The sequence below is a fragment of the Rhizobium sp. 'Codium 1' genome, assembly GCF_020889605.1.
Lineage (GTDB): Bacteria > Pseudomonadota > Alphaproteobacteria > Rhizobiales > Rhizobiaceae > Allorhizobium > Allorhizobium algae.
The window spans coordinates 662,644-683,347 of sequence record NZ_JAJGPW010000002.1; the positions used below are offsets into that span (position 1 = coordinate 662,644).

The following is a 20,704-nucleotide window of genomic DNA, read 5'->3' on the forward strand; positions in this document are numbered from 1 at the left end:
CCCATGGCCCAGACCGCTGAACTGATCATCACCAATGCCCGCGTCCTCACCATGGACCCGGATTGCCCGAAGGCCGAAGCCGTCGCTGTGGCCGGCAACCGCATTCTTGCGGTCGGGACAGCGTCGGAAGTCGAAGCCCTGGCTAGCTCCGCCACCCACAGGCTTGACGCGCAAGGCGCCACCGTCATGCCGGGCTTCAACGAAGCCCATATGCATATTTTCCCAGGCTCCGTCTCGCTCAGACAATTGAACCTGCATGGCATCCAGGGCTTCGAGGCGCTGAAATCCGCGATCCTCGCCTATGCTGAGAAGAACCCGCAAGAGCCGCTTCTGATGGGATTTTCCGCAGATTACTCGATCATCTCGTTGACCGAGCCCTGCACCCGCCACCACCTCGACGCCATCCTCCCCGACCGCCCCTTCATGATGTTCGCACCCGACCATCACACCGCCTGGGCCAACACGGCCGCACTGAAGAAGGCCGGCATACTGGAGGGCAAGGATGTCGGTGTCGGCAACGAGATCGTCATGGGCGCGGATGGCCTGGCAAACGGCGAATTGCGAGAGGGCAATGCCTTCGGCCCGGTCTCGGCGCTCGCGTCCACCGGCGGCCGCGAAGAACTCGGCATGGTAACCGGCATGGACCCGGAGAACGTCACGCCGGAGCAGTTCGCGCTCGACCGCGCGATCCTGAAAGCCGGCCTCGACTACTGCGCCTCCTGGGGTGTCACCTCGATCCAGAATTTCGACGGCAATCGCTATCAGCTGCGCCTGATGCGCGATCTGGAACTGGCCGGCGAACTTTCCTGCCGCATCCGTATTCCCTATCACATGAAGAATTTCATGGCACTTGAGGACCTCGACAAGGCCGCAAGCTGGAAGGCGGAATTTTCAACCGACATGCTCCGCGGCGATTTCGTCAAGGTCTTCATGGACGGCGTCATCGACAGCCAGACCGCCTATATGCTCGACGGCTATGGCGACCGTCCCGGCTACACCTATGAGCCGCTGTTTACGCCGGAAGCCTTCAACGCGATTGCGACCAAAGCCGACGCGCTCGGCCTCCAGGTGGCCGTCCATGCCATCGGCAGTGCCGCGATCCGCCAGACGCTCGACGGCTACGAAGCGGCCGTGAAGGCGAACGGCCCGAGGGACAATCGCCACCGCATCGAGCATATCGAGGTAATCCACCCCGACGATATCACCCGCTTCGCCTCCCTCGGTGTCGTTGCGTCCATGCAACCCGTGCATTATCCCGGCGGCACCTGTTTCCCGGCCGAGCCGACGATCGACAAGATCGGCGAGGATCGCTGGGAATATGCCTATGCCTGGCGCACGATGAAGAATGCCGGTGCAACGGTCGTCTTCGCCTCGGACTGGCCCGTTTCCCCGGTCTCACCCTTCCAGTGCATTCAGGACGCCATGACCCGCACGCCATGGAAGGACGGCCTCCCCGACGAACGCTTCACCCTGCAGGAATCGCTGGAGGCCTATACGGCGATCGGGGCCTGGGTCGAGTTCATGGAAGATCGCAAGGGTCGCCTGAAACCAGGTTTTCTCGCCGATATCGTCATCCTCAACACCGATATCGAAGCCGTGGCACCGGATGCGATCATGGATACGGTGCGCGCCGCCGTCACCATCTGCGACGGCAAGATCACCTATCAGGCGCAACAGCAGGCCTGAGCGCAACATGACCGAAAGGACACCGATGACCGCGATTGCCGACATGGTCATCCTCAACGGCCGGGTCCGCACCATGGACGACAGCCAGGAGGTCGCCGAAGCCGTGGCGGTCTCCGGCAACCGCATCCTGGCTGTTGGCAGCAATGCCGAAATCTCTTCGCTGGCCGGTCCTTCGACGCGCCATATCGACGCCCGAGGCGGCACGGTCATGCCCGGCTTCAACGAAGCGCATATGCACATTTTTGGCGGCTCGGTGGCGCTGGGTGAGCTCTCGCTCTTCGGCATCAAAGGGTTCGATGCGCTGTCTCAGGCTGTGACCGCCTATGCCGCCGCCAATCCGCATCTGCCTTTGCTTGTCGGCCAATCGACCGACTACACCATCCTCTCCGAAGAAGAGCGCGTCACCCGCCATCATCTCGACCGCATCATCTCCGACCGTCCGCTGCTGCTGGTCGCCCCGGACCGCCACACTGGTTGGGCAAACACCATTGCCTTGCACATGGCCGGTATCCTTGAAGGACGCGATGTCGGCGTCGGCAACGAGATCGTCATGGGCGAAGACGGACTGGCAAACGGCGAACTGCGTGAAACCAATGCCATGCGACCCGTCGCGTCGATGAGCGCGACGGGTGGCCGCGAGGGTCTGGGCGTCGGCACCGGCGGAGAGCCGGAGGCGGTGACGGCGGCAGAACGCGCGCGCGACATCGCAATCCTGAAGAACGGGCTTTCCTATTGCGCCTCGCTCGGCATCACCTCGTTCCAGAACATGGACGGCAATCTCTACCAGCTGGAAATGCTGGAGGAGATCGACAAGACCGACGGCCTGCCGGTGCGCGTGCGCATGCCCTTTCACATGAAGAATTTCATGCCGCTCTCCGACCTCACCGACAAGGCGGTTGCCTGGCGAGCGCGCTTCGACAGCGACAAGCTGCGCTGCAACTTCGTGAAGCTGTTCATGGATGGCGTGACGGAAGGCGAGACTGCCGCCTTTGTCGACGACTATGCGCACAAGCCAGGCTGGAAAGGCGAACCGCTCTTCTCCGCCGAACACTTTGGCCAGGTGGCCGCCGAGGCGAACCGCCTCGGCCTGCCCGTTGCCGTTCACGCCATCGGGGACGGGGCTGTGCGTTTGGTCCTCGATGGCTATCAGGCCTCGATTGACGCCAATGGCCCACGCGACAACCGCAACCGTATCGAACATATCGAGGTCGTTCATCCCGACGATATCGCGCGCTTTGCGACGACCGGCACCGTCGCCTCGATGCAGCCGACCCATCCTCCCGGATCCGCCGGCCTACCGCTCGAACCCTATCTCACCTTTATCGGTCGCCGACGTTGGCCTTATGCTTTCGCCTGGAAGACACTGGTCGATGCTGGCGCGAAAATCGTCTTCGCCACGGATTGGCCCGTCTCGCCGCTACCACCGCTTCATTGCATCCGCGATGCGATGACACGCAGACTTTGGGACAACGACATGCCGGACCACCGACTGAGCCTTGACCAAACACTCGCCGCCTACACGAAGACGAGCGCCTGGGTCGAGTTCATGGAAGACCGGAAGGGCATGCTGAAGCCGGGATATTACGCGGATATCGTCGTCTTGACCGGTGATATCGCAACCGTGGCCAGCGAGGAGATTGCGAACATCGAGGTGGCTCTGACGATCTGCGATGGCAGGATCACACACAAGACACAGTCGGCATGATGCGCGAAACAAAACCGAAAACTCGGACAAAAACTGCGCCAGCCGGCGCCACGCGCAAGGGCGTCGAAACGCGCAACAGGATTATCAAGGGTGCGCGCGAGGCTCTGGAACAGGGTGGAATGGAAGCGCTCACCACACGCCGCATCGCCGCCTCGGCCGGGGTGAAGCTCGCAACGCTCCACTACTACTTCGACAGCAAGGAAAGCCTCTTGCTCGCCGTGCTCGAAGATCTGATCGCGGACATGGAGGTCACCTATCGCCAGGACGTCGCACTTCCCGAGGCGCCCGAGGACCGCGTTGAGGCTCTGATCCGCGCCAGCTGGCGCTATATCCAGCGCACCCGCAACAAGCAGATCTCCCAGACGGAACTGACCCTCTACGCGCTGCGCACCAAGGGCTCGGAATGGCTCGCAGCCCGCCAGTACAACGCCTATATCGACTTCTACGGGCACCTCGTCTTCGCCGATGACCGGGATGAGGACCTGCGCCGGATCGGCAGAGCCGTCGCCCGCCAGATGCTGATCGGCATCGACGGCATCATTCTGCAGAGTTACGCATTGCAGGACCTCTCTGCCTCGAACGATGACATCGAGGCCCTGATCACGGCGATGCGCGGCTACCTCCGCCGTCTGTTGGTCGAACGCGACAAGGCGCGCTAGCCGAGCTGCCAGAGCTGCCTGGCATTGCCGGAGAAAAGCCTGTTCTTCTCTTCCACCGTGCAACCGTGCAAAAGCGCTTGCGTCGTCGCGACCCAGGTTGAAAGCCCGCCGCCAAGCGTGCAGACCGGCCAGTCCGAACCCCAGATCGCCCGTCCGAAACCAAAGGCGCTGATCGTGTGCTCGAAATACGGCTTGAGGTCTTCGAGTGTCCAGTTGTCGAGATCGCCATAGGCCGGGATACCGGAAATCTTCACCAGAACATTGTCCCGTTTCGCAATCTCCGTGATCCCCGTCTTCCAGACATCATAACCATGGCCCTTGATGTCGGGTACGCCGCAGTGGTCCAGAACGAAGGTGACATCAGGAGCGAGATCGATCAGCGCGTTTGCCTTGTCGATCTGGTGCGGCAGCATGCAAAGGTCGAAGGTGAGGCCCGTTCCGGAAAGCCGCTTGATGTTCTCCCGGAACAGCGCCCCCTCCGAGACATCATCAGGCACCACATGCAGCACGCGGCGAAAACCCTTGACGAAGGGATTGGCCTGCTGCGTCTCAAGATAGGAAGCAAAGCCCGGGTCTTCCGGCCGACAGGATGCAATCACGCCACGCAGCAAACTGCCCGGCTCACGCGACAGGTCCTCGACAATCCTCGTTTCGGCTGGAATATCATCGGGCCTGACATCCACTTCCATGTGCAGCACTGAGGAAATCCCGAGCCGCGCTGCTTCGCTGATGTAGCGTTCATAGGTGAAGTCGGCATCCAGCGCCGGCACCTCCCGCAACCAGGGATAGGACAGGCGATCCCGGTAGATGAGATGTAGATGGGTATCGATGATCATGTCTGGCCCCTCCGAAGGCCGTTTCAGCGGATCCGTCAATCCGGCAAGGCATCACTGACGATACCTGCCCCGGCAAGATCGGACAGACGTTTGGCCGTCTCGCAAAGGCTGAGAATGGTGGTGTCGATGTCAGCGGCACCCGGCGTGTTGATCAGCGTGATATAGGGAACCGTCAGTGCAGCAATCGCAGTGCCGTCGGCGCTGACGATCGGCGCAGAAAGGTTGATGACACCCGCCGTCTGGGCGCTCGGCATCATCTCGTAGCCGCGCTGGCGGATCTGCTCCAGCCGCGCCTCGAAGGTTTCCGTCATCCGTCCCTCCGGTCCGCCGCTTCCGACATGTTCGGCGACCATCATCGCCCGCAGCTCCGGACTGCGAAACGCGAGCAGCACGTGGCCGGATCCGGTATCGAACAGCCCCATACGCGAACCGACACGGATCGAGATACCCCAGTAGCCTGGGGCCTCCTGCTGGGCAATGACAACGGGATGGCCCCGGTCATAGACCACGATATGGTTTGCCTGCTGGGTTGTTTCTCCAAGCTTGCGCATCAGGGGCGTGGCGAAGGAGGCAAGCCGCCGCGTCGGCGCATGCATCTGCGCCAGGCCGAAGAGCTTGAGCGTCAACAAGTAGCGGTCGCCCTCCAGCCGCGCGACGTAGCCGCGCCGCACCAAGCGGTCGAGCATGCGGTAGAATTCATTCGGGCTGCGCTCGAGCCGCTTGGCAATTTCCGCCTGGCTCAATCCCCCATCGACGCCCGCGAGCAGCTCGAGAATGTCGAGCCCCTTGTCCAGTGCCGGCGCTCGGTAACGATCCCGATCCAGGTCATTCACGCATTTCTCTCCTTGAAGTCTGGCGACTGGCCTTGACGTTCATGAATAAATGTTTTGCATATGAATGATGCTCGCATCGAGAGATCGAATATGCAAGGGGTCGTTTGACGCGGGAGGGAAGACAGTGGATCGGCTGGAGGAACCAAGAGGATGAACCTACCCCTTGAAAACAAGCATGTGCTGGTGACGGCAGCCGGCCAGGGCATCGGGCGCGCGAGCGCGCTCGCCTTCGCGCGCGCCGGAGCAACAGTGGTCGCGACCGATATCAACATGGATGCGTTGGCAAGCCTCGCCGGTGAAACCGGCATCACGACGCACCGGCTCGACGTCCTGGATGACGATGGGGTCAAGGCTCTCGTTTCGCAAAGCGGTCCCTTCGACATACTGTTCAACTGCGCCGGCGTGGTCCACGGCGGGACTGTGCTAGACATGGCCGACAAGGATCTCGACTTCGCCATCGACCTCAACGTCCGTGCCATGATCCGCACCATCAGGGCAGTGCTGCCAGCCATGCTCGAACGTGGCGATGGATCGATCATCAACATGTCTTCGGTGGCGAGTTCGATCAAGGGTGTGCCGAACCGCTTCGCCTACACCGTCACCAAGGCCGCCGTCATCGGCTTGACCAAGTCGGTCGCCGCCGACTACGTGACGCAAGGCATTCGCTGCAACGCCATCTGCCCGGGCACCGTCGAAAGCCCGTCGCTTCAGGACCGCATGCGCGCCCAAGGCGATTATGACGCCGCCCGTGCCGCCTTCATCGCCCGCCAGCCCATGGGGCGGCTTGGCACCCCGGAAGAAATCGCCGACCTCGCCGTCTACATCGCCGGCGCCACCTATACCTCCGGTCAGGCCTTCGCCATCGACGGCGGCTGGACCATCTGAACAATGCCAGGAAAAGTGTGAAGCGGTTTTCCGCCCGGTATTGCGAACAAAAGACACTGAGCGGCTGGGCCGCGACTTTCGGAAAGGAAAAAGACCATGAAACTCATGCGCGTCGGCCCGCTTGGCCAGGAAAAGCCGGCCATCCTCGACAAGGACGGCAAGATCCGTGACCTCTCCGCCCACGTCGCCGATATCGGCGGTCATGCCATCTCACCGGAAGGCCTGGCAAAGATCGCCGCGATCGATCCGGCTTCCCTGCCGGAGATTGCCGCCGACCGCATCGGCGCCTGTGTCGCCGGCACCGGCAAGTTCATCTGCATCGGGCTGAACTATTCCGACCACGCGGCAGAAACCGGCGCTGCCGTGCCGCCGGAGCCGGTCATCTTCATGAAGGCGACTTCGGCCATTTGCGGTCCGGATGACGACGTGCTGATCCCGCGCGGCTCGGAAAAGACCGACTGGGAAGTCGAACTCGGCGTCGTCATCGGCAAGACGGCGAAATATGTCTCGGAAGCCGATGCCATGGATTACGTTGCCGGCTATTGCGTCTCCCACGACGTTTCCGAACGGGCTTTCCAGACCGAGCGCGCGGGCCAGTGGACCAAGGGCAAGTCCTGCGACACCTTCGGCCCGATCGGCCCCTGGCTCGTCACCAAGGATGAAATCGCCGATCCGCAGAACCTCAAGATGTGGCTCTCGGTCAATGGCAAGATGATGCAGGACGGCTCGTCCAAGACCATGGTCTACGGCGTCGCCCACCTCGTCTCCTACCTCAGCCAGTTCATGAGCCTGCATCCCGGCGACGTCATCTCCACCGGCACCCCTCCGGGCGTCGGCCTCGGCATGAAGCCGCCGCAGTTCCTCAAGGCCGGCGACGTGGTCGAGCTTGGAATCGAGGGGCTCGGCACGCAGAAGCAGACGTTCAAGGCGGATGTCTGAACCCCGAACGTGATCACCGGACCCCGCTCATGTGGCGGGGTCTTGCGTTTCTGGGCCGAACACAGAAAAAGCCGGGCGTCACCACCCGGCTTCTGTTGCGGTCCTGACTTGCCACGCACCTGAGCGCGGATCAGAATCTGTAATTCACGCCCACCCGGATCAGATGGCTCGACGGGTCCGACTCGTAGCTGTCCAACGGGCTGACCGTGCCCAGCGGCGACGTGCGCTTGGCATAATCGGTGTAGAGATACTCGGCCTTGAAGCTCAGCGCGTCGGTCATCGCATATTCCGCACCAACGCCGGCGACATAACCGAAATATGTCTGCTGGTCTTCGCCCTCGATCGCACCGACGATCGGGTCGACGCCACCATTTCCCTCGGCGACGGCAAGACCGCCCGTCACGTAGAACAGCGTCCGGTCCATGGCGACGCCGACGCGCGCACGCGCGGTGCCCTGCCAGCCGAGCTCGTAGCGGCACGTCTGCGACGGGAAACCCGCACATGCCTTGTCACCCTGGACCTTGGCCCAGGAAACATCCGCTTCGACGCCGTAGACCATGTTGCCGCTCTGGACGTTGTAGCCTGCGGTCACACCGACAAGGCCGCCGCGCAACGGGGTCTCGGAAAAGAGCGTGCCGGATCCGGTCTGTGTTTCCACTTCGCCGACCGCGCCGCCACCGACGACGCCAACATAGCCGCCGCTCCAGTCGTGAATGATATCGGCAACCGCACCTTGTGGCGGGAGCGGCCGGGGCGCATCAACCGAACCGAGATCGGCGGATGTCGCAGTCGTGGCAATTAAGCCGACGGAAAGACTAGCAAAAAAGAACTTGGTGCTCACGAAAACTCCTGCGGTCACACTCGCCACCAGTTAAGCGACACATGGTTAACGCCCGGTTTCGTCAGCAACCTTTGCAAGAAAAAAAGCCGGGCACTACCACCCGGCTTTAAAGAGCAAAACTGATCCGAAGCTTACTTGATCAACGGCAGGATGCTGTCGATCGACTTTTTCGCGTCGCCGTAGAACATGCGCGTATTCTCCTTGTAGAACAGCGGGTTCTCAATGCCGGAGTAGCCGGTGCCCTGACCGCGCTTGGATACGAAGACCTGCTTGGCCTTCCAGACTTCCAGGACCGGCATGCCGGCGATCGGTGAGTTTGGATCTTCCTGGGCAGCCGGATTGACGATGTCGTTTGAGCCGATGACGATCGCGACATCCGTCTCGGGAAAGTCCTCGTTGATCTCGTCCATTTCCAGGACGATGTCGTAGGGCACCTTCGCTTCCGCGAGCAGCACGTTCATGTGACCCGGCAGACGACCCGCGACCGGATGGATCGCAAAACGCACGGTCTTGCCGGAGGCCCGCAGCTTGCGGGTCAGTTCCGACACCGACTGCTGCGCCTGCGCCACCGCCATGCCGTAGCCCGGGATAATGATCACCGAGTCCGCGTCGTTGAGTGCATTGGCGACACCATCGCCATCGATCGCGATCTGCTCGCCCGTCACCTCCATCTGCGGTCCCGTCGTGCCGCCGAAGCCGCCGAGAATGACCGAGATGAAACTGCGGTTCATCGCCTTGCACATGATGTAGGAGAGGATCGCACCCGACGAACCCACCAGCGCGCCGACGACAATCAGAAGGTCGTTCGATAGCGAAAAGCCGATGGCCGCCGCCGCCCAGCCGGAATAGCTGTTGAGCATGGAAACGACGACCGGCATGTCGGCGCCGCCGATACCCATGATCAGATGGTAGCCGATGAAGAGCGCCAGAAGCGTCATCAGGATCAGCGTCCAGCTGCCGGCGCCATTAAAATAGAGCACCAGCAGGATCAGGGAGCCAAGGGCGGCACCGGCATTCAGCATATGACCGCCCGGCAGCTTCTTCGCCTTGCCGTCGACCTTGCCTGCGAGCTTGCCATAGGCGACGACCGATCCGGTGAAGGTGACCGCACCGATGAAGACGCCGAGGAAAACCTCGATCTTGAGGACGGCGATTTCAGGCCCCGTCTTCTCGGCGATTTTCAAGGCGAACCCGGTGAAGTCCTTGAAAAGCTCGGTGTGCCCGGCCTGCATGGCACAGGCAACCGCATTGACGGCGGGGTCGCAAAACGCGATGCCGGCTTCGGTGAGCGCGCTGGCGATGCGCCACATCTCGATCTCGGCATTGAAGCCGATGAAGACGGCGGCCAGACCGACCAGAGAGTGCATGGCCGCGACGAGCTGCGGCATTTCGGTCATCTGCACCCGCTGGGCGACGACCCATCCGATCCCGCCGCCAACGGCGATCATGAGGACAGAGATGAACCAGTTGCCGGCACCGGGACCGAGAAGGGTCGCGACGACCGCGAGCCCCATGCCGACGATGCCATACCAGACGGCACGCTTGGCGCTTTCCTGACCCGAGAGCCCGCCGAGCGACAGGATGAAGAGAACGGCTGCGACGACGTAGGCCGCTGTGGTGAATCCATATTCCATGTGTGTGTCCCCTCCCCTAACTCAAGACTTCTGGAACATGGCGAGCATGCGCCGCGTCACCATGAAGCCACCGAAGATGTTGATGCCGGCCATCAGGATCGACAGCGCCGCGAGGATGATCACCAGGAGGTTCCCCGATCCGATCTGCATGAGGGCGCCGAGGATGATGATCGAGGAAATGGCATTGGTGATCGCCATGAGCGGCGTGTGGAGCGAATGGCTGACATTCCAGATGACCTGGAAACCGACGAAACAGGCGAGCACGAAGACGATGAAATGGCTCATGAAGCTGGCAGGTGCATAAAGACCGGCAAGCAGGATCAGCGCGCCACCGCCGGCGAGCATCGCCACCTGGTTGCGGGTCTGCATCTTGAAGGCGGCACTTTCCAGCGCCCGCTTCTCGTCAGGCGTGAGTTCCTTCACCTTTTCCTTCGGCTTGGCAGCCGCGATCGCCTGGATCTTCGGTGGCGGCGGCGGGTAAGTAATCCCACCATCCTTGGTGACGGTCGCCCCACGGATGACGTCGTCTTCCATATTGTGGACCGGCACACCGTCCTTGCCGGGCGTCAGATCCGTCATCATGTGGCGAATATTGGTCGAATAGAGCGTAGATGCCTGTGCGGCCATGCGGCTTGGGAAGTCGGTATAACCAACGATGGTCACGCCATTATCGGAGACGATCTTCTGGTCGGCAATGGTGAGGTCGCAGTTGCCGCCGCGCTCGGCGGCAAGGTCGATGACAACGGAGCCCGGCTTCATCGCGGCAACCATATCAGCGAGCCAGAGCTTCGGCGCATCACGACCGGGGATCAGCGCCGTGGTGATGACGATATCGATTTCGGGCGCCAGTTCGCGGAACTTTGCGAGCTGCTTTTCCCGGAACTCCGGCGAGGACGGAGCGGCATACCCTCCCGTTGCGGCACCATCCTGGGCAGCTTCGAATTCGAGATAGACGAACTGCGCCCCCATGCTCTCGATCTGCTCGGCGACTTCAGGACGAACGTCGAACGCATAAGTGATGGCACCGAGCGAGGTTGCCGTCCCGATGGCGGCAAGACCGGCAACGCCCGCACCGATCACCAGAACCTTGGCCGGCGGCACCTTGCCAGCAGCCGTCACCTGGCCGGTGAAAAAGCGGCCGAAATTGTTGCCCGCCTCGATCACGGCGCGGTAGCCGGCGATGTTTGCCATCGACGAGAGCGCGTCCATCTTCTGGGCGCGCGAAATGCGCGGCACCATGTCCATGGCGACGACGGTCGCACCCTTGTCCTTGGCCTGCTCGAGCAGAGCCGAATTCTGGGCCGGATAGAAAAAGGAAATCAGCGTCTTGTCGGGACCGAGGCGATCGACCTCCGAAGTCTCGGGCGGGCGCACCTTGGCAATGATGTCGGCCGTTTCAAACAGGGCAGCGGCTGTCTCCACCACAGTCACGCCGGCGGTACGATAGGTATCGTCCGAAAAGCCCGCCGCCTTTCCGGCGCCGCTCTCGATCACACAATCATAGCCGAGTTTCTGCAACTGGACGGCGCTATCAGGCGTCATCGCGACGCGGGCCTCGCCGGCATAAATTTCCCTTGGCGCTCCGATCTTCAATCCCATCTCCCCAACTCCGTTCGAACGGGTTCAACCACTGTCCCTCGTCTAAAGTCGAAGGACGCTCCGGTCGCGGACACGAACAGAAGTAAGGCCCCCTGTCTAGTCCAGCAGGCGAAGCATATGACGGTTTTCGATCAGGAGGCGACGGCTTTAAACGATTTTTGTTGCGATGCACACGAACGGGTCGGGCGGCAACCATGGAACAATTCGATCTGCTTCCTGTTGTCTGAGGGAACAACGCAAGGAGACACACATGCTGCAATGGATCCTCATTCTTCTTCTCATCGCCGCAGTCGCGAGCCTTCTCGGCTTTCGCGGTGTGGCCGGCGCTTCCGCCGGCATTGCGAAGATCCTGATTTTCATTGTCCTGATCGTCATGATCATCGCGCTGTTTACGGGCGTGATCATCGTCGCGTGACGCCGATTTCATCGACAGCAGGAAGCCCGCAACGCCAACCGCGTCGCGGGCTTTTGAATATTGAAAGGCGCTGTTTCAGATAAAGGGTCTGACGCGAGCTTCTTCGGGCTTCCATTTGGCGAGATCCTGAAGCCCCGCCGGATCCAGCACGTCACAACCACGATCGCGCCACCGGATAAGTCCCCGATCCGCAAGTTTCTTCAGCGTTTTGTTGGTGTGCACGATGGACAGGCCGAGCGTATCGGCAAAGTGCATCTGGGTCACCGGAACATGCCGGTGATTGTCCCCGAGTATGCCGGCGCCCATCCCTCGGTCAAACAGGAAAGCCAGCAGATAGGACGCTCGTTCCAGTGCCGAACGACGGCCGATACTGAGCAGGTGTTCGTCGAGAATGGATTCTTCACGCGCTGCAAGCCACGTCAGATCGAAGCTGAGCCCGGGATGAAGCTCGAACAGGGAAAACAGCCGGCTTCGTTCGAAGACGCAGAGCGTCATCGGCGTCAAAGCCTCCACCGAATGCTGCATCTCCGCCATGACCGCACCCTGCAGGCCGACCATGTCTCCCGGCACGACATAATTGAGGATCTGCCGACGCCCGTCCTCGAGGATCTTGTAGCGGAACCCCCACCCAGCCAGCACCGTGTAGAGATGGGCGCTTCGCGCGCCTTCGGCGAGCACGGTGGTGCCGGTGTCGGCGAGCAGTTCCCCGCGCTTGAAGGTCGAGACAAATTCCAGTTCCGAATCGGAGAATGGCCTGAAACGCCTCATGTGTCGCAAGGGACATTCGAAACAACTGACCCTGGTCGGATTTTGGCGTGGTTCGATTGCCATGGGATCACCTCGTTTGTCTGCCAGTATGTTCCTTATGGAACAACAAGACTTCGACATGTCTTTTTTAAATGACGTTGATCAGGTGGCACCCCATAAAGCGTCCCTGACAAAAGGAAAATTTATGAGCCCAGCGCCGCTCCGTGTTCTCGTTGCAGAGAACCAGTATCTGATCGCGATGGAAGTGGAGCGGTTGCTTGGCGAGACTGTACCATGTGAGGTGACGATAACCCCATTGGCGCATCTTGGCGAAACATTGGCCAGAGAAAAGTTTGATGTGGTGATCGTGGAAGCCGTTCTGGCGGAATCCGAGAACGTTGAGCGAACGCGCGCCATCATCGACGCCGGCGCCCGACCGGTCTTTTTGTCGTCCTATGATCACGTGGCGGCCAAGGGCACAGTGGTCTCTGCCCATCCAGTTGTGCCGAAACCGCCGCAATCCGAAGAACTGGCTGCGGCGGTCTTTGAAGCGGCGCATCGTCGCTGATCCCTAAACGGCAAAGGCCTTCTTGATCACTGCAGAACTGTGCGAATCGGGGCCATAGTCGCCCTCGCCGCTAACGCCGAGAATTTCCTGCAGCTTGTTGCGCGCCCGATTGATACGGCTCTTGATCGTACCGACGGCGCAACCGCAGATTTCGGCAGCTTCCTCATAGGCAAAGCCCGAGGCACCCACGAGGATGATGGCTTCACGCTGGTCGCTCGGCAGCTGGTCGAGTGCGCGCTTGAAATCCTGCAAGTCGAGCGACCCATATTGCTGCGGATGCGTCGACAGCTGCGAGGTGAAAATACCGTCCGTGTCGGACACCTCACGGCCGCGCTTGCGCATCTGCGAATAGAATTCGTTGCGCAGGATGGTGAACAGCCAGGCCTTCATGTTCGTGCCGGGCTCGAAATGGTCCTGCTTGGCCCAAGCCTTCATGATCGTATCCTGCACCAGATCATCCGCAACATGATGACGTCCGGTCAGAGAAACGGCAAAGGCGCGAAGATTTGGCAGTGCTGCCAGAAGGTCGCGCTTGAACGAGTGGTCGGTCGACTGATCGCCAACGGTCATCGAGCAGTGTCCTTGATGCGGTTGTCTTCACCGGCCTGGCGTTCCGCCATATCCAGCCGCTCGAGAAGCTGGAGAAACCGGTCCGGTATCCCCTCCTCCTCTACCGATTGATAGAATTCGCGCAATTGCGCGGAGACACCTGGATGAAACGCCGCCAGTCCAGGCAGGCCGTTCGAGACAGGCGCTTTCTTCGAATGTTCTGTCATTGGGTCCAACGGGTTTGATACAGTATGGCCTGACAACGCCTCGAATCCTAGAAGGTTCCGTGGCGAGGAAGTTTTTTGAACGCATTCCGGCACTTGCCCTCAGGCTGGCGAAACCCGGGTCAGGATGGAACAAAGCCTCAGATTCGACGTTCTCCCGACATCGAAACAGGGAGAACCAAACATGCTTTATTACGCCCTTGTCTTTCTCGTAGTCGCCCTCATCGCAGGTGTTCTCGGCTTCGGTGGCATCGCAGGCGCTTCCGCCGGCATCGCCAAGATCCTTTTCGGCATCTTCATCATCCTTTTCCTGATCTCGCTTGCCATGCGCCTGTTCCGCCAGGCGTGATCGGAAGAGAGGATCATGAAAAGAGGCCGTGCCCAAGGGCGCGGCCTCTTTCTATTTGAGAATGCAAAATCAGATGAGGATCCAGATCAGCGCGGCAAACAACAGGACGAGAATGACACTGAGCGTTGTGACCGTAAACGCGCCATACCGGGGCGGAACCTTAGATTCGAGATCCAGATCCAACCCGGCCTGTTGCGCGATATGACGGTTTTGCGCGTCGATACCGGGCGCCTCGGAGGGTGTCGAAGTGGGTGAATTCATCGCATTGCTCCATACCGTTCAGCGGGGATGGGTGGGACCAGAGCCAAGGCCTGGGCCTGGGCTTGGGCCGGACCTCCCGAAGCGGCGGGGCCGTCGAGAGCGGCAAGTTTTTCGGGACTGATGGTCTGACGAATGCTGCGCCCCGCGACGAGATCAGCGGCGACCGGGAAACAGTCTCCATAGATCACGTCAGCCATGGCCTTCGCGCGCTGAAGTTCCATCGGCAGCGCCTGATAGCAAGCTTCGTCGGTATCGTAAGAAATGACAGCGACCGGATCCTGCAGACAAGTGGTGTCTTGGGGATGGCAGGCCACAATGACCAGTAGGGCAGCCATGCTATTCATCATCGGTCTCCGTGTTACTTAAACGTTAACGCAGAGACTTGGCAGAGGTTCCGGTTGGGCCTCCAAGTAGAGCCCCACTGTCGATCAGAAGTGGATCAGGAGTGGATGAGAGCGTGAATGAACCTCAGCTTGTTGAAAACAGGTTCGGATAAAACGAAGGGATAGAGATCCGGCTGCCCCATGCTGCGATTGATACTGTTGATCGCAAGCGTGAGCGGCACCCAGGCGCGAATGAGCGCCTCAGTCCTCTCGACGGTATAGCTGTCGAAGGTGCGCTTGAGTTCGACTTCCGGCATGTCGGCTTCGATATCGGGGTTCGTCCTCAGCCCGAAGGCATCGGCGGTGTCCAGCGCGTCGACGATATGGAAGTAATGGGCAAAGGTCTCTGCAAAATCTTCCCACGGGTGACTGGCCGCATAAGCAGAAATGAAGTTGTTCTCCCAGCCAAGGGGAGGCCCTTCCGCATAGTGCCGCTTGAGCGCTGCGCCATAGTCCTGGCGCTCGTCGCCGAATACGGCGCGGCAGGCATCGAAAGCACCGCGATCGCGCACGAGCACATTCCAGTAATAATGCGCCACCTCATGGCGAAAGTGACCCAGCAGCGTGCGAAACGGTTCACCCAGCGCCACACGCCGCGCTTCCCGCTCGGCATCGGAAGCCTCTGCGATGTTAAGTGTGATCAGGCCTTCGGAATGGCCGGTCAGCACCGGCCCCTCGCCTCCCACCGCAGTGTCATCCGCCAGGAATTCAAAACCGAGCCCGCTTTCGGGAGCAGCGGTCCGCGTGGTGATCGGCAGCTTGAAACGGAGAAGCGAATAGAAGAGGCCGCGCTTGGCGAGTTCAATTCTTTGCCAGTTGTGAAGGTTTTCAGGCAAAGACAGGTCTGGAATTGTCACATTGTGCCGGCAAGCGACACAGAAACCGCTGTCGTCACCGTCATCGACGAGCCAGTTGCATCCCCCGAGCGCGGCATTCGCGCAAGGGCGGACAGGATCTGGTAGAACCTCGCCACGATCGAGGACATGTGTGCCCGACGCGTCCAGCGCCACCATGTCGAGCGCCGCCGGCCGAAAAGCCAGGCGAGCACCGCATGTGACGCAGCCGTCGTTTTCGAAATGCACGACATTGGCGCAATTGCTGCAGCTGAACAGGCGCATGGAATCGTTTTCTTTCAGGTAGACGCCGGACCTGGCGCGGGCAGGATCAGTCGAAGATTTCGAGGGGGAAGCGCAATTCGTACCGCACGCGGCCATCGCTCAATTCATGCCTGGCCTCACCATTGACCGAGGATGGCACAACGCGTTCCAGAACGGTGCTGCCGAACCGTGCGGCCTTGGCCTCTTCATCAGCGCGAGGCGTGAAGGGTTCGGTCCAGATGATCACGACCGCCGGGCCATTCTTCGTATCAATCTTTTCGCAGGAAACCTCGATGGGCTGGCGTCGCTGCAGGAAGTCCCCGTGACTGACCGCATTGACGACAAGCTCATGCAGGGCAAGCCCGATATGCAGCGAAGCGTTCGGGGTCAGCAACACATCGTCGCCGGAAACCTTCACGAGATCGGCATTCTCCTGGACATAACGGTCGACCTGCTGCTTGAGCAGATCGCGGAAATAGGCCCCACGCCAGCTCGAATCGGTGATTAGATCCTGCGACTGCGAAAGCGCATGCAGCCGTCCACGGAACTTGCCCAGGAACATGTCGAGCGTGCCGGAGTAACGCGCAGTCTGAGAAGCGATGCTCTGGATGATCGCGAGCAGGTTTTTCGAGCGGTGGCTGACTTCGCGCAACAGGGCACGCAACAGTCTCTCACGACGCCGGTCCTCGGTACGGTCGATCACCACGGTGATGAGGTGCAGGTCGTGATCCGTCATTTCGACCATGCGACAGCGGAACTCGAAGAAGGTATCGTCGCCCGCTTCGATTTCCAGCTCCGCCCGGTCCCCAGCCTTCACCAGTCCGGATTTGAGATCGGCCAGCTTTTGGCCGATCTCGGGTCCGAAGACAGCACTGTCGGAAGGGATTGTGCCGGGCGCCAGGCGCCAGCGGGCCGGCAATGATGTGATGCACACATATGTCCCGTCCTTATCCTGGAGGATAAGGCTGGCGCCCATGTCGATGAGCGCGGTTATGAAGAACTCCCGCAGCTGCTCGTCGCCGCGCTGAGGTTCAAACCATGTCAGTCGATGTACCAAGTGTCCTGCTCCGCCGTGTTCGGCTTATTGGCCCGGCGGGCAGCATGGCGCTGCAACCTCGCCCTTCAATCCCCATTCTGAGTTCAAGCCCGTTCTGTCACACGCTCGTTGAAGAACAGCGCCTGGCTGATCAAGGCCTTGACCATGTCGGGATTGAACGGCTTGGTCACGAGGAAGGCGGGCTCCGGTCGCTCGCCAGTCAGAAGGCGCTCCGGGAAAGCCGTGATAAAGATGACCGGGATGGTATCAACCTTGAGGATGTCATTGACCGCATCGATGCCGGACGAGCCGTCGGCAAGCTGGATGTCGGCCAGCACCATCTTTGGGCTGGTCCGTTTGTAGAGGTCGACGGCTTCGGCATGCGTGCGGGCGATGCCAGTGACCCGATGACCGAGATCCTCGACCATTTGCTCGATATCGAGCGCAATCAGAGGCTCGTCCTCGATGATCATGATATCGGTTGCGACCTGCCGGGAGATCTCCATCGACGCCTCGTTGAACAGGGCGTTGAATTCGCTTTCGCCGACACTGAGAATGGCGGCTGCCTCGTTTGTGGAGAAGCCTTCGACAGTGATCAGAAGGAAGGCGTGACGCGCACGTGTCGGCACCGATGCGAGATTTGCTGCGGCGCGCTTTTCCCACGCAAACGGCGAGGTGATCGGGGGAAGCTCGACCTTCGTGGAATCATAGATCGTCACGAACAGCTTGTAGAGGGCCACGCGATCGTCGCCGGTATCCGGGAAGATCGAGATGTCGGCAATGAGCGCTTCCAGAACGGCGGCGACATAGGCATCCCCGGATGTCTGCGAGCCGGTGACGGCGCGCGCATATCGCCTCAAATAGGGAAGATGGACAGCGACGCGGGCAGTAAGGGACATGCATTTCTCCAATCGATATGGAACAAGGTGCGGACTCGGTTGAAAACGTGGCTCCTGCAAAAAAGTTCCGGCCGTGTGGAACTTTTTTACATCCAAAATCTTATAGGGGTAATTCTCACTAGGCCTAGAAAAACAATGGAACCGATTGACCATGGCTGAAGGCCCCGCGGACAAGCTGGCTAAACCGAAAAAAAAGCCCTCTGAAGCACAACGCCAGAACGCCAATGCGATGATCGCCTCGAAGCTGCGAGGCTATTATGACGGCATCATCGATGAGGGAACGCCCTCTCATCTGCTCGATCTCCTGGAACGGTTGCACGACGCGGAATCCAAGACGAAGAAATAGTCACGCAGACAAAAACGGCCAGAGCCTTGCGACCCTGGCCGTGTAATTTTCGTTCGGCTATCAGTCGTCACGTCCGTCACGACCAACACCCTGCATTTTGGCTACGCCGAAGACGAGCGCGGCAATCGCTGCGGTGGTCAGCAAGGATCGTCCCTTCATCATTCCAGGAACGCCCGCGAGGAGTTGCAAGGTCATCGGATCCGGCAGCTGCGACTTCGCAGCGCGGCGTCGCGCCTCCATCCGGCGTTCGGTCGCCTTGTTCATGGCCTGAATCACGAGAATGACGATGACGCCACACATGGCGGTCAGACCGGCGATGATCAGTGCGGCATAGATCGCCCCAAGTTCACCGGACAGGTAGATCCCGAGAGCCAGGAGCAAAGCCACGTAGGCGGTGAGCGCCAGAATGCCGACAATCGCGCCCCCGATGAGGGAGCGCGTGATCCGGGTGGCCGTCGGCTGTACCTTGCCGAAGGCAAGGACGCCGAGATGTCTGAAGAGTGGCAGCATGATCAGCGCCGGGTGAGCAGTGCGAGCACGTAGCCGACGCCGGCTGCAATGGCGAGCGACTGGAACGGTCGTGCGTGCACATAGGCTTCCAGATCTTCCTCGACATTCGCGATGCCCTCGCGGGCGCTGTCGACATACTGCTGAGAGGTTTCGCCAGCCTGCCGGATCTTGCTGGTTCCGAACGACGCCATGGTCTGCGTCAGCGCGGCGATATCGCGGCGAAGGGCTTCCAGATCGGCCTGGATGTCCTCGCTGGTGGCGCCACCGACGGTGTCGGCTTTCGCTTCGATCCGATCGGCAAGGTCGTTCGCCTTGCTCTCTACCTTGTTGCCGGAAGCGCTCGGTATCTGGGCCATGGGGATATCCTTCATTCGTTCAATCGATTGCTGTTCCCCTCAGCAACGCCGAGCGCGGGGCGAGTGTTCCACCGGTTCCCAATATATTCTCGGAAGCATGGTTCTGGCGCGCGCGAGCCCTGACCGCCCGAAGATGGCGAAGGAACTTCCGAGGGCAGCCGGCGTTTCCAGACCCGAGGACACCGAGCCTCGACAAACACCAGACACGGGAGATTTCCGATGAATTGGAATGAGATCGAAGGCAATTGGGAGCAGTTCAAGGGCAAGGCCCAGACCCAGTGGGGCAAACTGACAGGGGACGATCTCGACGTCGTCGCCGGCAAGCGCAAGGAACTGTCTGGCAAGATCCAGGCAGCTTACGGCAAGACCCAGGAAGAAGCCGACCGCGAAATCGACGACTGGATCGCCCGCAGCTAAGTCCATCCAGCTTTAGTTGGAACAGACCCGGGGTCTCTGGCCCCGGGTCTTTCGCTGCGTTCAGTTGGCAGTCGTCGTCGCCCCGTAGGTCACACCCTTTTCCTTCAGCCAGCGGCGATAGGCGATCGAGGATGCATCTGCCCGCGTCGGGATTTCCTTGCGCGGCTCAAGTGGCAGGAGCACCGGCCGCTGATTTTCCAGAATGATCCGATCCTGGAGGAAGATCATCTGCTGGAAGTGAATGAGTTCTGTCGTCGTCGACACGTCGTCGATCAGGTACATGATCGGATGTGCCCGGCAACGGCCCGGATCGAGCGGCTGGACGAAGAGGCCGATGACATCCCAGCGATTGGCCGCATTCGGGCAGGTCTTGTAGAGGATCGTCGTAAACGGTGTCATCACCCGGTACATGTATTGCGTGGCAATGCCATCCTGCGCGGACAAGGCGGCCTGTGGCTGGAAGAAGGTGCAGTTCGTCGCCCAGACCTCATCCTCCTCGCGCCGGATCTCGACGTCATAGCTCTCGACTTCCGTGTGCGGCTCAGCGCCAAGCACATCCGTATGCACGAACGGGAAATGCGCCATGTCGAGAAAATTCTCGACGATCCGCAGACCGGACGCCTTCACCGTCACCACGCCGCAAGGGACGTAGCGGCGATCGGGCTCGTCGGCCTCGGGCAGCGGAAAGATCTCACGCTCCGGCTGGCCGAGCGTCGCCCAGAGAAAGCCGAAGCGATGACGGATCGGCAGCGCATGAGGACGTCCTTCCGCAAAGACCTCGATCCCCCCGTCCGCCTGTTTGACGACTGTCAGATCCGTTCCGAGCAGCCGGTTGCCCGACACCCCCACCGGAATGACCGTCTCGGTATCGAGCACATACCATTGGTCGAGCGAAGCCTTGTCAATTCCGTCCTGCATGGTTCAGTCTTT

At 60.6% G+C, this 20,704-nt stretch carries 26 protein-coding genes; 10 read left to right on the forward strand and 16 right to left on the reverse strand.

From position 1 onward, the window contains the following. Positions 1–3: 3 nt before the first annotated feature. The 3 genes from LJE98_RS08275 to LJE98_RS08285 are packed head-to-tail and all read left to right on the forward strand — an operon-like array spanning position 4 to position 4,050. Positions 4–1,686 carry an amidohydrolase gene (locus LJE98_RS08275; RefSeq protein WP_229574679.1) on the forward strand — a complete coding sequence of 561 codons (1,683 nt, stop codon included), beginning with the start codon at positions 4–6 and terminating at the stop codon, positions 1,684–1,686. Between the two features lie 7 nt (positions 1,687–1,693). Beyond that, positions 1,694–3,391, forward strand: a complete 1,698-nt coding sequence (locus tag LJE98_RS08280) for an amidohydrolase (RefSeq protein WP_229574680.1) — start codon at positions 1,694–1,696, stop codon at positions 3,389–3,391. Beyond that, a complete protein-coding gene (locus tag LJE98_RS08285) occupies positions 3,388–4,050 on the forward strand; it encodes a TetR/AcrR family transcriptional regulator (RefSeq protein WP_229574681.1) in 663 nt (220 codons plus the stop codon). Before LJE98_RS08280 ends, LJE98_RS08285 begins: the two co-directional genes overlap by 4 nt. On the opposite strand, the gene LJE98_RS08290 is transcribed toward LJE98_RS08285, so the two are convergent. After that, complete coding sequence (locus LJE98_RS08290) at positions 4,047–4,886, reverse strand: amidohydrolase family protein (protein WP_229574682.1); 840 nt, start codon at positions 4,884–4,886, stop codon at positions 4,047–4,049. The two genes, LJE98_RS08285 and LJE98_RS08290, sit on opposite strands and share 4 nt — an antisense overlap. Positions 4,887–4,921: 35 nt before the next feature. Then, positions 4,922–5,719: an IclR family transcriptional regulator gene (locus LJE98_RS08295; protein ID WP_229574683.1), complete on the reverse strand. Its 798-nt coding sequence runs from the start codon at positions 5,717–5,719 to the stop codon at positions 4,922–4,924. Positions 5,720–5,869: 150 nt separating this feature from the next. On the opposite strand from LJE98_RS08295, the gene LJE98_RS08300 reads away from it, so the two are divergent. Together LJE98_RS08300 and LJE98_RS08305 are read left to right on the forward strand one after the other, a co-directional pair. Further along, positions 5,870–6,604 (forward strand): SDR family oxidoreductase, encoded by a 735-nt coding sequence (locus LJE98_RS08300; protein WP_229574684.1) that lies wholly within the window; start codon positions 5,870–5,872, stop codon positions 6,602–6,604. 96 nt (positions 6,605–6,700) lie between these two features. Further along, positions 6,701–7,543, forward strand: a complete 843-nt coding sequence (locus tag LJE98_RS08305) for a fumarylacetoacetate hydrolase family protein (protein ID WP_229574685.1) — start codon at positions 6,701–6,703, stop codon at positions 7,541–7,543. Positions 7,544–7,673: 130 nt separating this feature from the next. Here the strand turns inward: LJE98_RS08305 and LJE98_RS08310 are convergent, their stop codons facing one another. The 3 genes from LJE98_RS08310 to LJE98_RS08320 all read right to left on the reverse strand — a co-directional run bounded on the left by LJE98_RS08310 (position 7,674) and on the right by LJE98_RS08320 (position 11,611). Then, a complete protein-coding gene (locus LJE98_RS08310; RefSeq protein WP_229574686.1) occupies positions 7,674–8,384 on the reverse strand; it encodes an outer membrane protein in 711 nt (236 codons plus the stop codon). A gap of 131 nt (positions 8,385–8,515) precedes the next feature. Next, complete coding sequence (locus LJE98_RS08315; protein ID WP_229574687.1) at positions 8,516–10,018, reverse strand: NAD(P)(+) transhydrogenase (Re/Si-specific) subunit beta; 1,503 nt, start codon at positions 10,016–10,018, stop codon at positions 8,516–8,518. Positions 10,019–10,039: 21 nt separating this feature from the next. Further along, on the reverse strand, positions 10,040–11,611 hold the full coding sequence (locus tag LJE98_RS08320) for a Re/Si-specific NAD(P)(+) transhydrogenase subunit alpha (RefSeq protein ID WP_229574957.1): 1,572 nt from the start codon (positions 11,609–11,611) through the stop codon (positions 10,040–10,042). 256 nt (positions 11,612–11,867) lie between these two features. Between LJE98_RS08320 and LJE98_RS08325 the strand changes: the two genes are divergently transcribed. Continuing rightward, positions 11,868–12,032, forward strand: coding sequence for a DUF1328 domain-containing protein (locus LJE98_RS08325; RefSeq protein WP_148166894.1), 165 nt, complete (start codon positions 11,868–11,870; stop codon positions 12,030–12,032). 75 nt (positions 12,033–12,107) lie between these two features. On the opposite strand, the gene LJE98_RS08330 is transcribed toward LJE98_RS08325, so the two are convergent. Beyond that, positions 12,108–12,863, reverse strand: coding sequence for a Crp/Fnr family transcriptional regulator (locus LJE98_RS08330; protein WP_229574688.1), 756 nt, complete (start codon positions 12,861–12,863; stop codon positions 12,108–12,110). Between LJE98_RS08330 and LJE98_RS08335 the strand changes: the two genes are divergently transcribed. Continuing rightward, complete coding sequence (locus LJE98_RS08335) at positions 12,799–13,347, forward strand: hypothetical protein (protein WP_229574969.1); 549 nt, start codon at positions 12,799–12,801, stop codon at positions 13,345–13,347. The two genes, LJE98_RS08330 and LJE98_RS08335, sit on opposite strands and share 65 nt — an antisense overlap. A gap of 3 nt (positions 13,348–13,350) precedes the next feature. Here LJE98_RS08335 and LJE98_RS08340 read toward each other — a convergent pair whose 3' ends face one another. Further along, positions 13,351–13,917: an RNA polymerase sigma factor gene (locus LJE98_RS08340; protein ID WP_229574689.1), complete on the reverse strand. Its 567-nt coding sequence runs from the start codon at positions 13,915–13,917 to the stop codon at positions 13,351–13,353. After that, positions 13,914–14,123, reverse strand: a complete 210-nt coding sequence (locus tag LJE98_RS08345) for a NepR family anti-sigma factor (RefSeq protein WP_229574690.1) — start codon at positions 14,121–14,123, stop codon at positions 13,914–13,916. The genes LJE98_RS08340 and LJE98_RS08345 overlap by 4 nt, the downstream gene beginning before the upstream one ends. Before the next feature lie 181 nt (positions 14,124–14,304). Here LJE98_RS08345 and LJE98_RS08350 point away from each other — a divergent pair, with 181 nt between their 5' ends. After that, a complete protein-coding gene (locus LJE98_RS08350) occupies positions 14,305–14,469 on the forward strand; it encodes a DUF1328 domain-containing protein (RefSeq protein ID WP_069043330.1) in 165 nt (54 codons plus the stop codon). A gap of 69 nt (positions 14,470–14,538) precedes the next feature. Here LJE98_RS08350 and LJE98_RS08355 read toward each other — a convergent pair whose 3' ends face one another. From LJE98_RS08355 to LJE98_RS08375, 5 genes are all read right to left on the reverse strand, one after another. After that, positions 14,539–14,730, reverse strand: coding sequence for a hypothetical protein (locus LJE98_RS08355; RefSeq protein ID WP_229574691.1), 192 nt, complete (start codon positions 14,728–14,730; stop codon positions 14,539–14,541). Beyond that, positions 14,727–15,077: a hypothetical protein gene (locus LJE98_RS08360; RefSeq protein ID WP_229574692.1), complete on the reverse strand. Its 351-nt coding sequence runs from the start codon at positions 15,075–15,077 to the stop codon at positions 14,727–14,729. Before LJE98_RS08360 ends, LJE98_RS08355 begins: the two co-directional genes overlap by 4 nt. Before the next feature lie 92 nt (positions 15,078–15,169). Continuing rightward, positions 15,170–16,231, reverse strand: a complete 1,062-nt coding sequence (locus LJE98_RS08365) for a zinc-binding metallopeptidase family protein (protein ID WP_229574693.1) — start codon at positions 16,229–16,231, stop codon at positions 15,170–15,172. A gap of 46 nt (positions 16,232–16,277) precedes the next feature. Further along, positions 16,278–17,267 carry a sensor histidine kinase gene (locus LJE98_RS08370; RefSeq protein WP_229574694.1) on the reverse strand — a complete coding sequence of 330 codons (990 nt, stop codon included), beginning with the start codon at positions 17,265–17,267 and terminating at the stop codon, positions 16,278–16,280. Between the two features lie 83 nt (positions 17,268–17,350). Then, positions 17,351–18,145 (reverse strand): response regulator, encoded by a 795-nt coding sequence (locus tag LJE98_RS08375; protein ID WP_229574695.1) that lies wholly within the window; start codon positions 18,143–18,145, stop codon positions 17,351–17,353. A 151-nt stretch (positions 18,146–18,296) separates the two neighbouring features. On the opposite strand from LJE98_RS08375, the gene LJE98_RS08380 reads away from it, so the two are divergent. Then, on the forward strand, positions 18,297–18,491 hold the full coding sequence (locus LJE98_RS08380) for a NepR family anti-sigma factor (RefSeq protein WP_229574696.1): 195 nt from the start codon (positions 18,297–18,299) through the stop codon (positions 18,489–18,491). 60 nt (positions 18,492–18,551) lie between these two features. Here the strand turns inward: LJE98_RS08380 and LJE98_RS08385 are convergent, their stop codons facing one another. After that, positions 18,552–19,001 (reverse strand): hypothetical protein, encoded by a 450-nt coding sequence (locus LJE98_RS08385; RefSeq protein ID WP_229574697.1) that lies wholly within the window; start codon positions 18,999–19,001, stop codon positions 18,552–18,554. Between the two features lie 2 nt (positions 19,002–19,003). Next, the gene (locus LJE98_RS08390) at positions 19,004–19,357 is read right to left on the reverse strand and encodes a DUF883 family protein (protein WP_229574698.1); all 354 of its coding nucleotides are present in this window, start codon (positions 19,355–19,357) and stop codon (positions 19,004–19,006) included. A 219-nt stretch (positions 19,358–19,576) separates the two neighbouring features. Between LJE98_RS08390 and LJE98_RS08395 the strand changes: the two genes are divergently transcribed. Continuing rightward, complete coding sequence (locus tag LJE98_RS08395; protein ID WP_229574699.1) at positions 19,577–19,774, forward strand: CsbD family protein; 198 nt, start codon at positions 19,577–19,579, stop codon at positions 19,772–19,774. Between the two features lie 60 nt (positions 19,775–19,834). Here the strand turns inward: LJE98_RS08395 and LJE98_RS08400 are convergent, their stop codons facing one another. Continuing rightward, positions 19,835–20,692 carry an aromatic ring-hydroxylating oxygenase subunit alpha gene (locus LJE98_RS08400; RefSeq protein ID WP_229574700.1) on the reverse strand — a complete coding sequence of 286 codons (858 nt, stop codon included), beginning with the start codon at positions 20,690–20,692 and terminating at the stop codon, positions 19,835–19,837. Positions 20,693–20,704 lie beyond the last annotated feature (12 nt).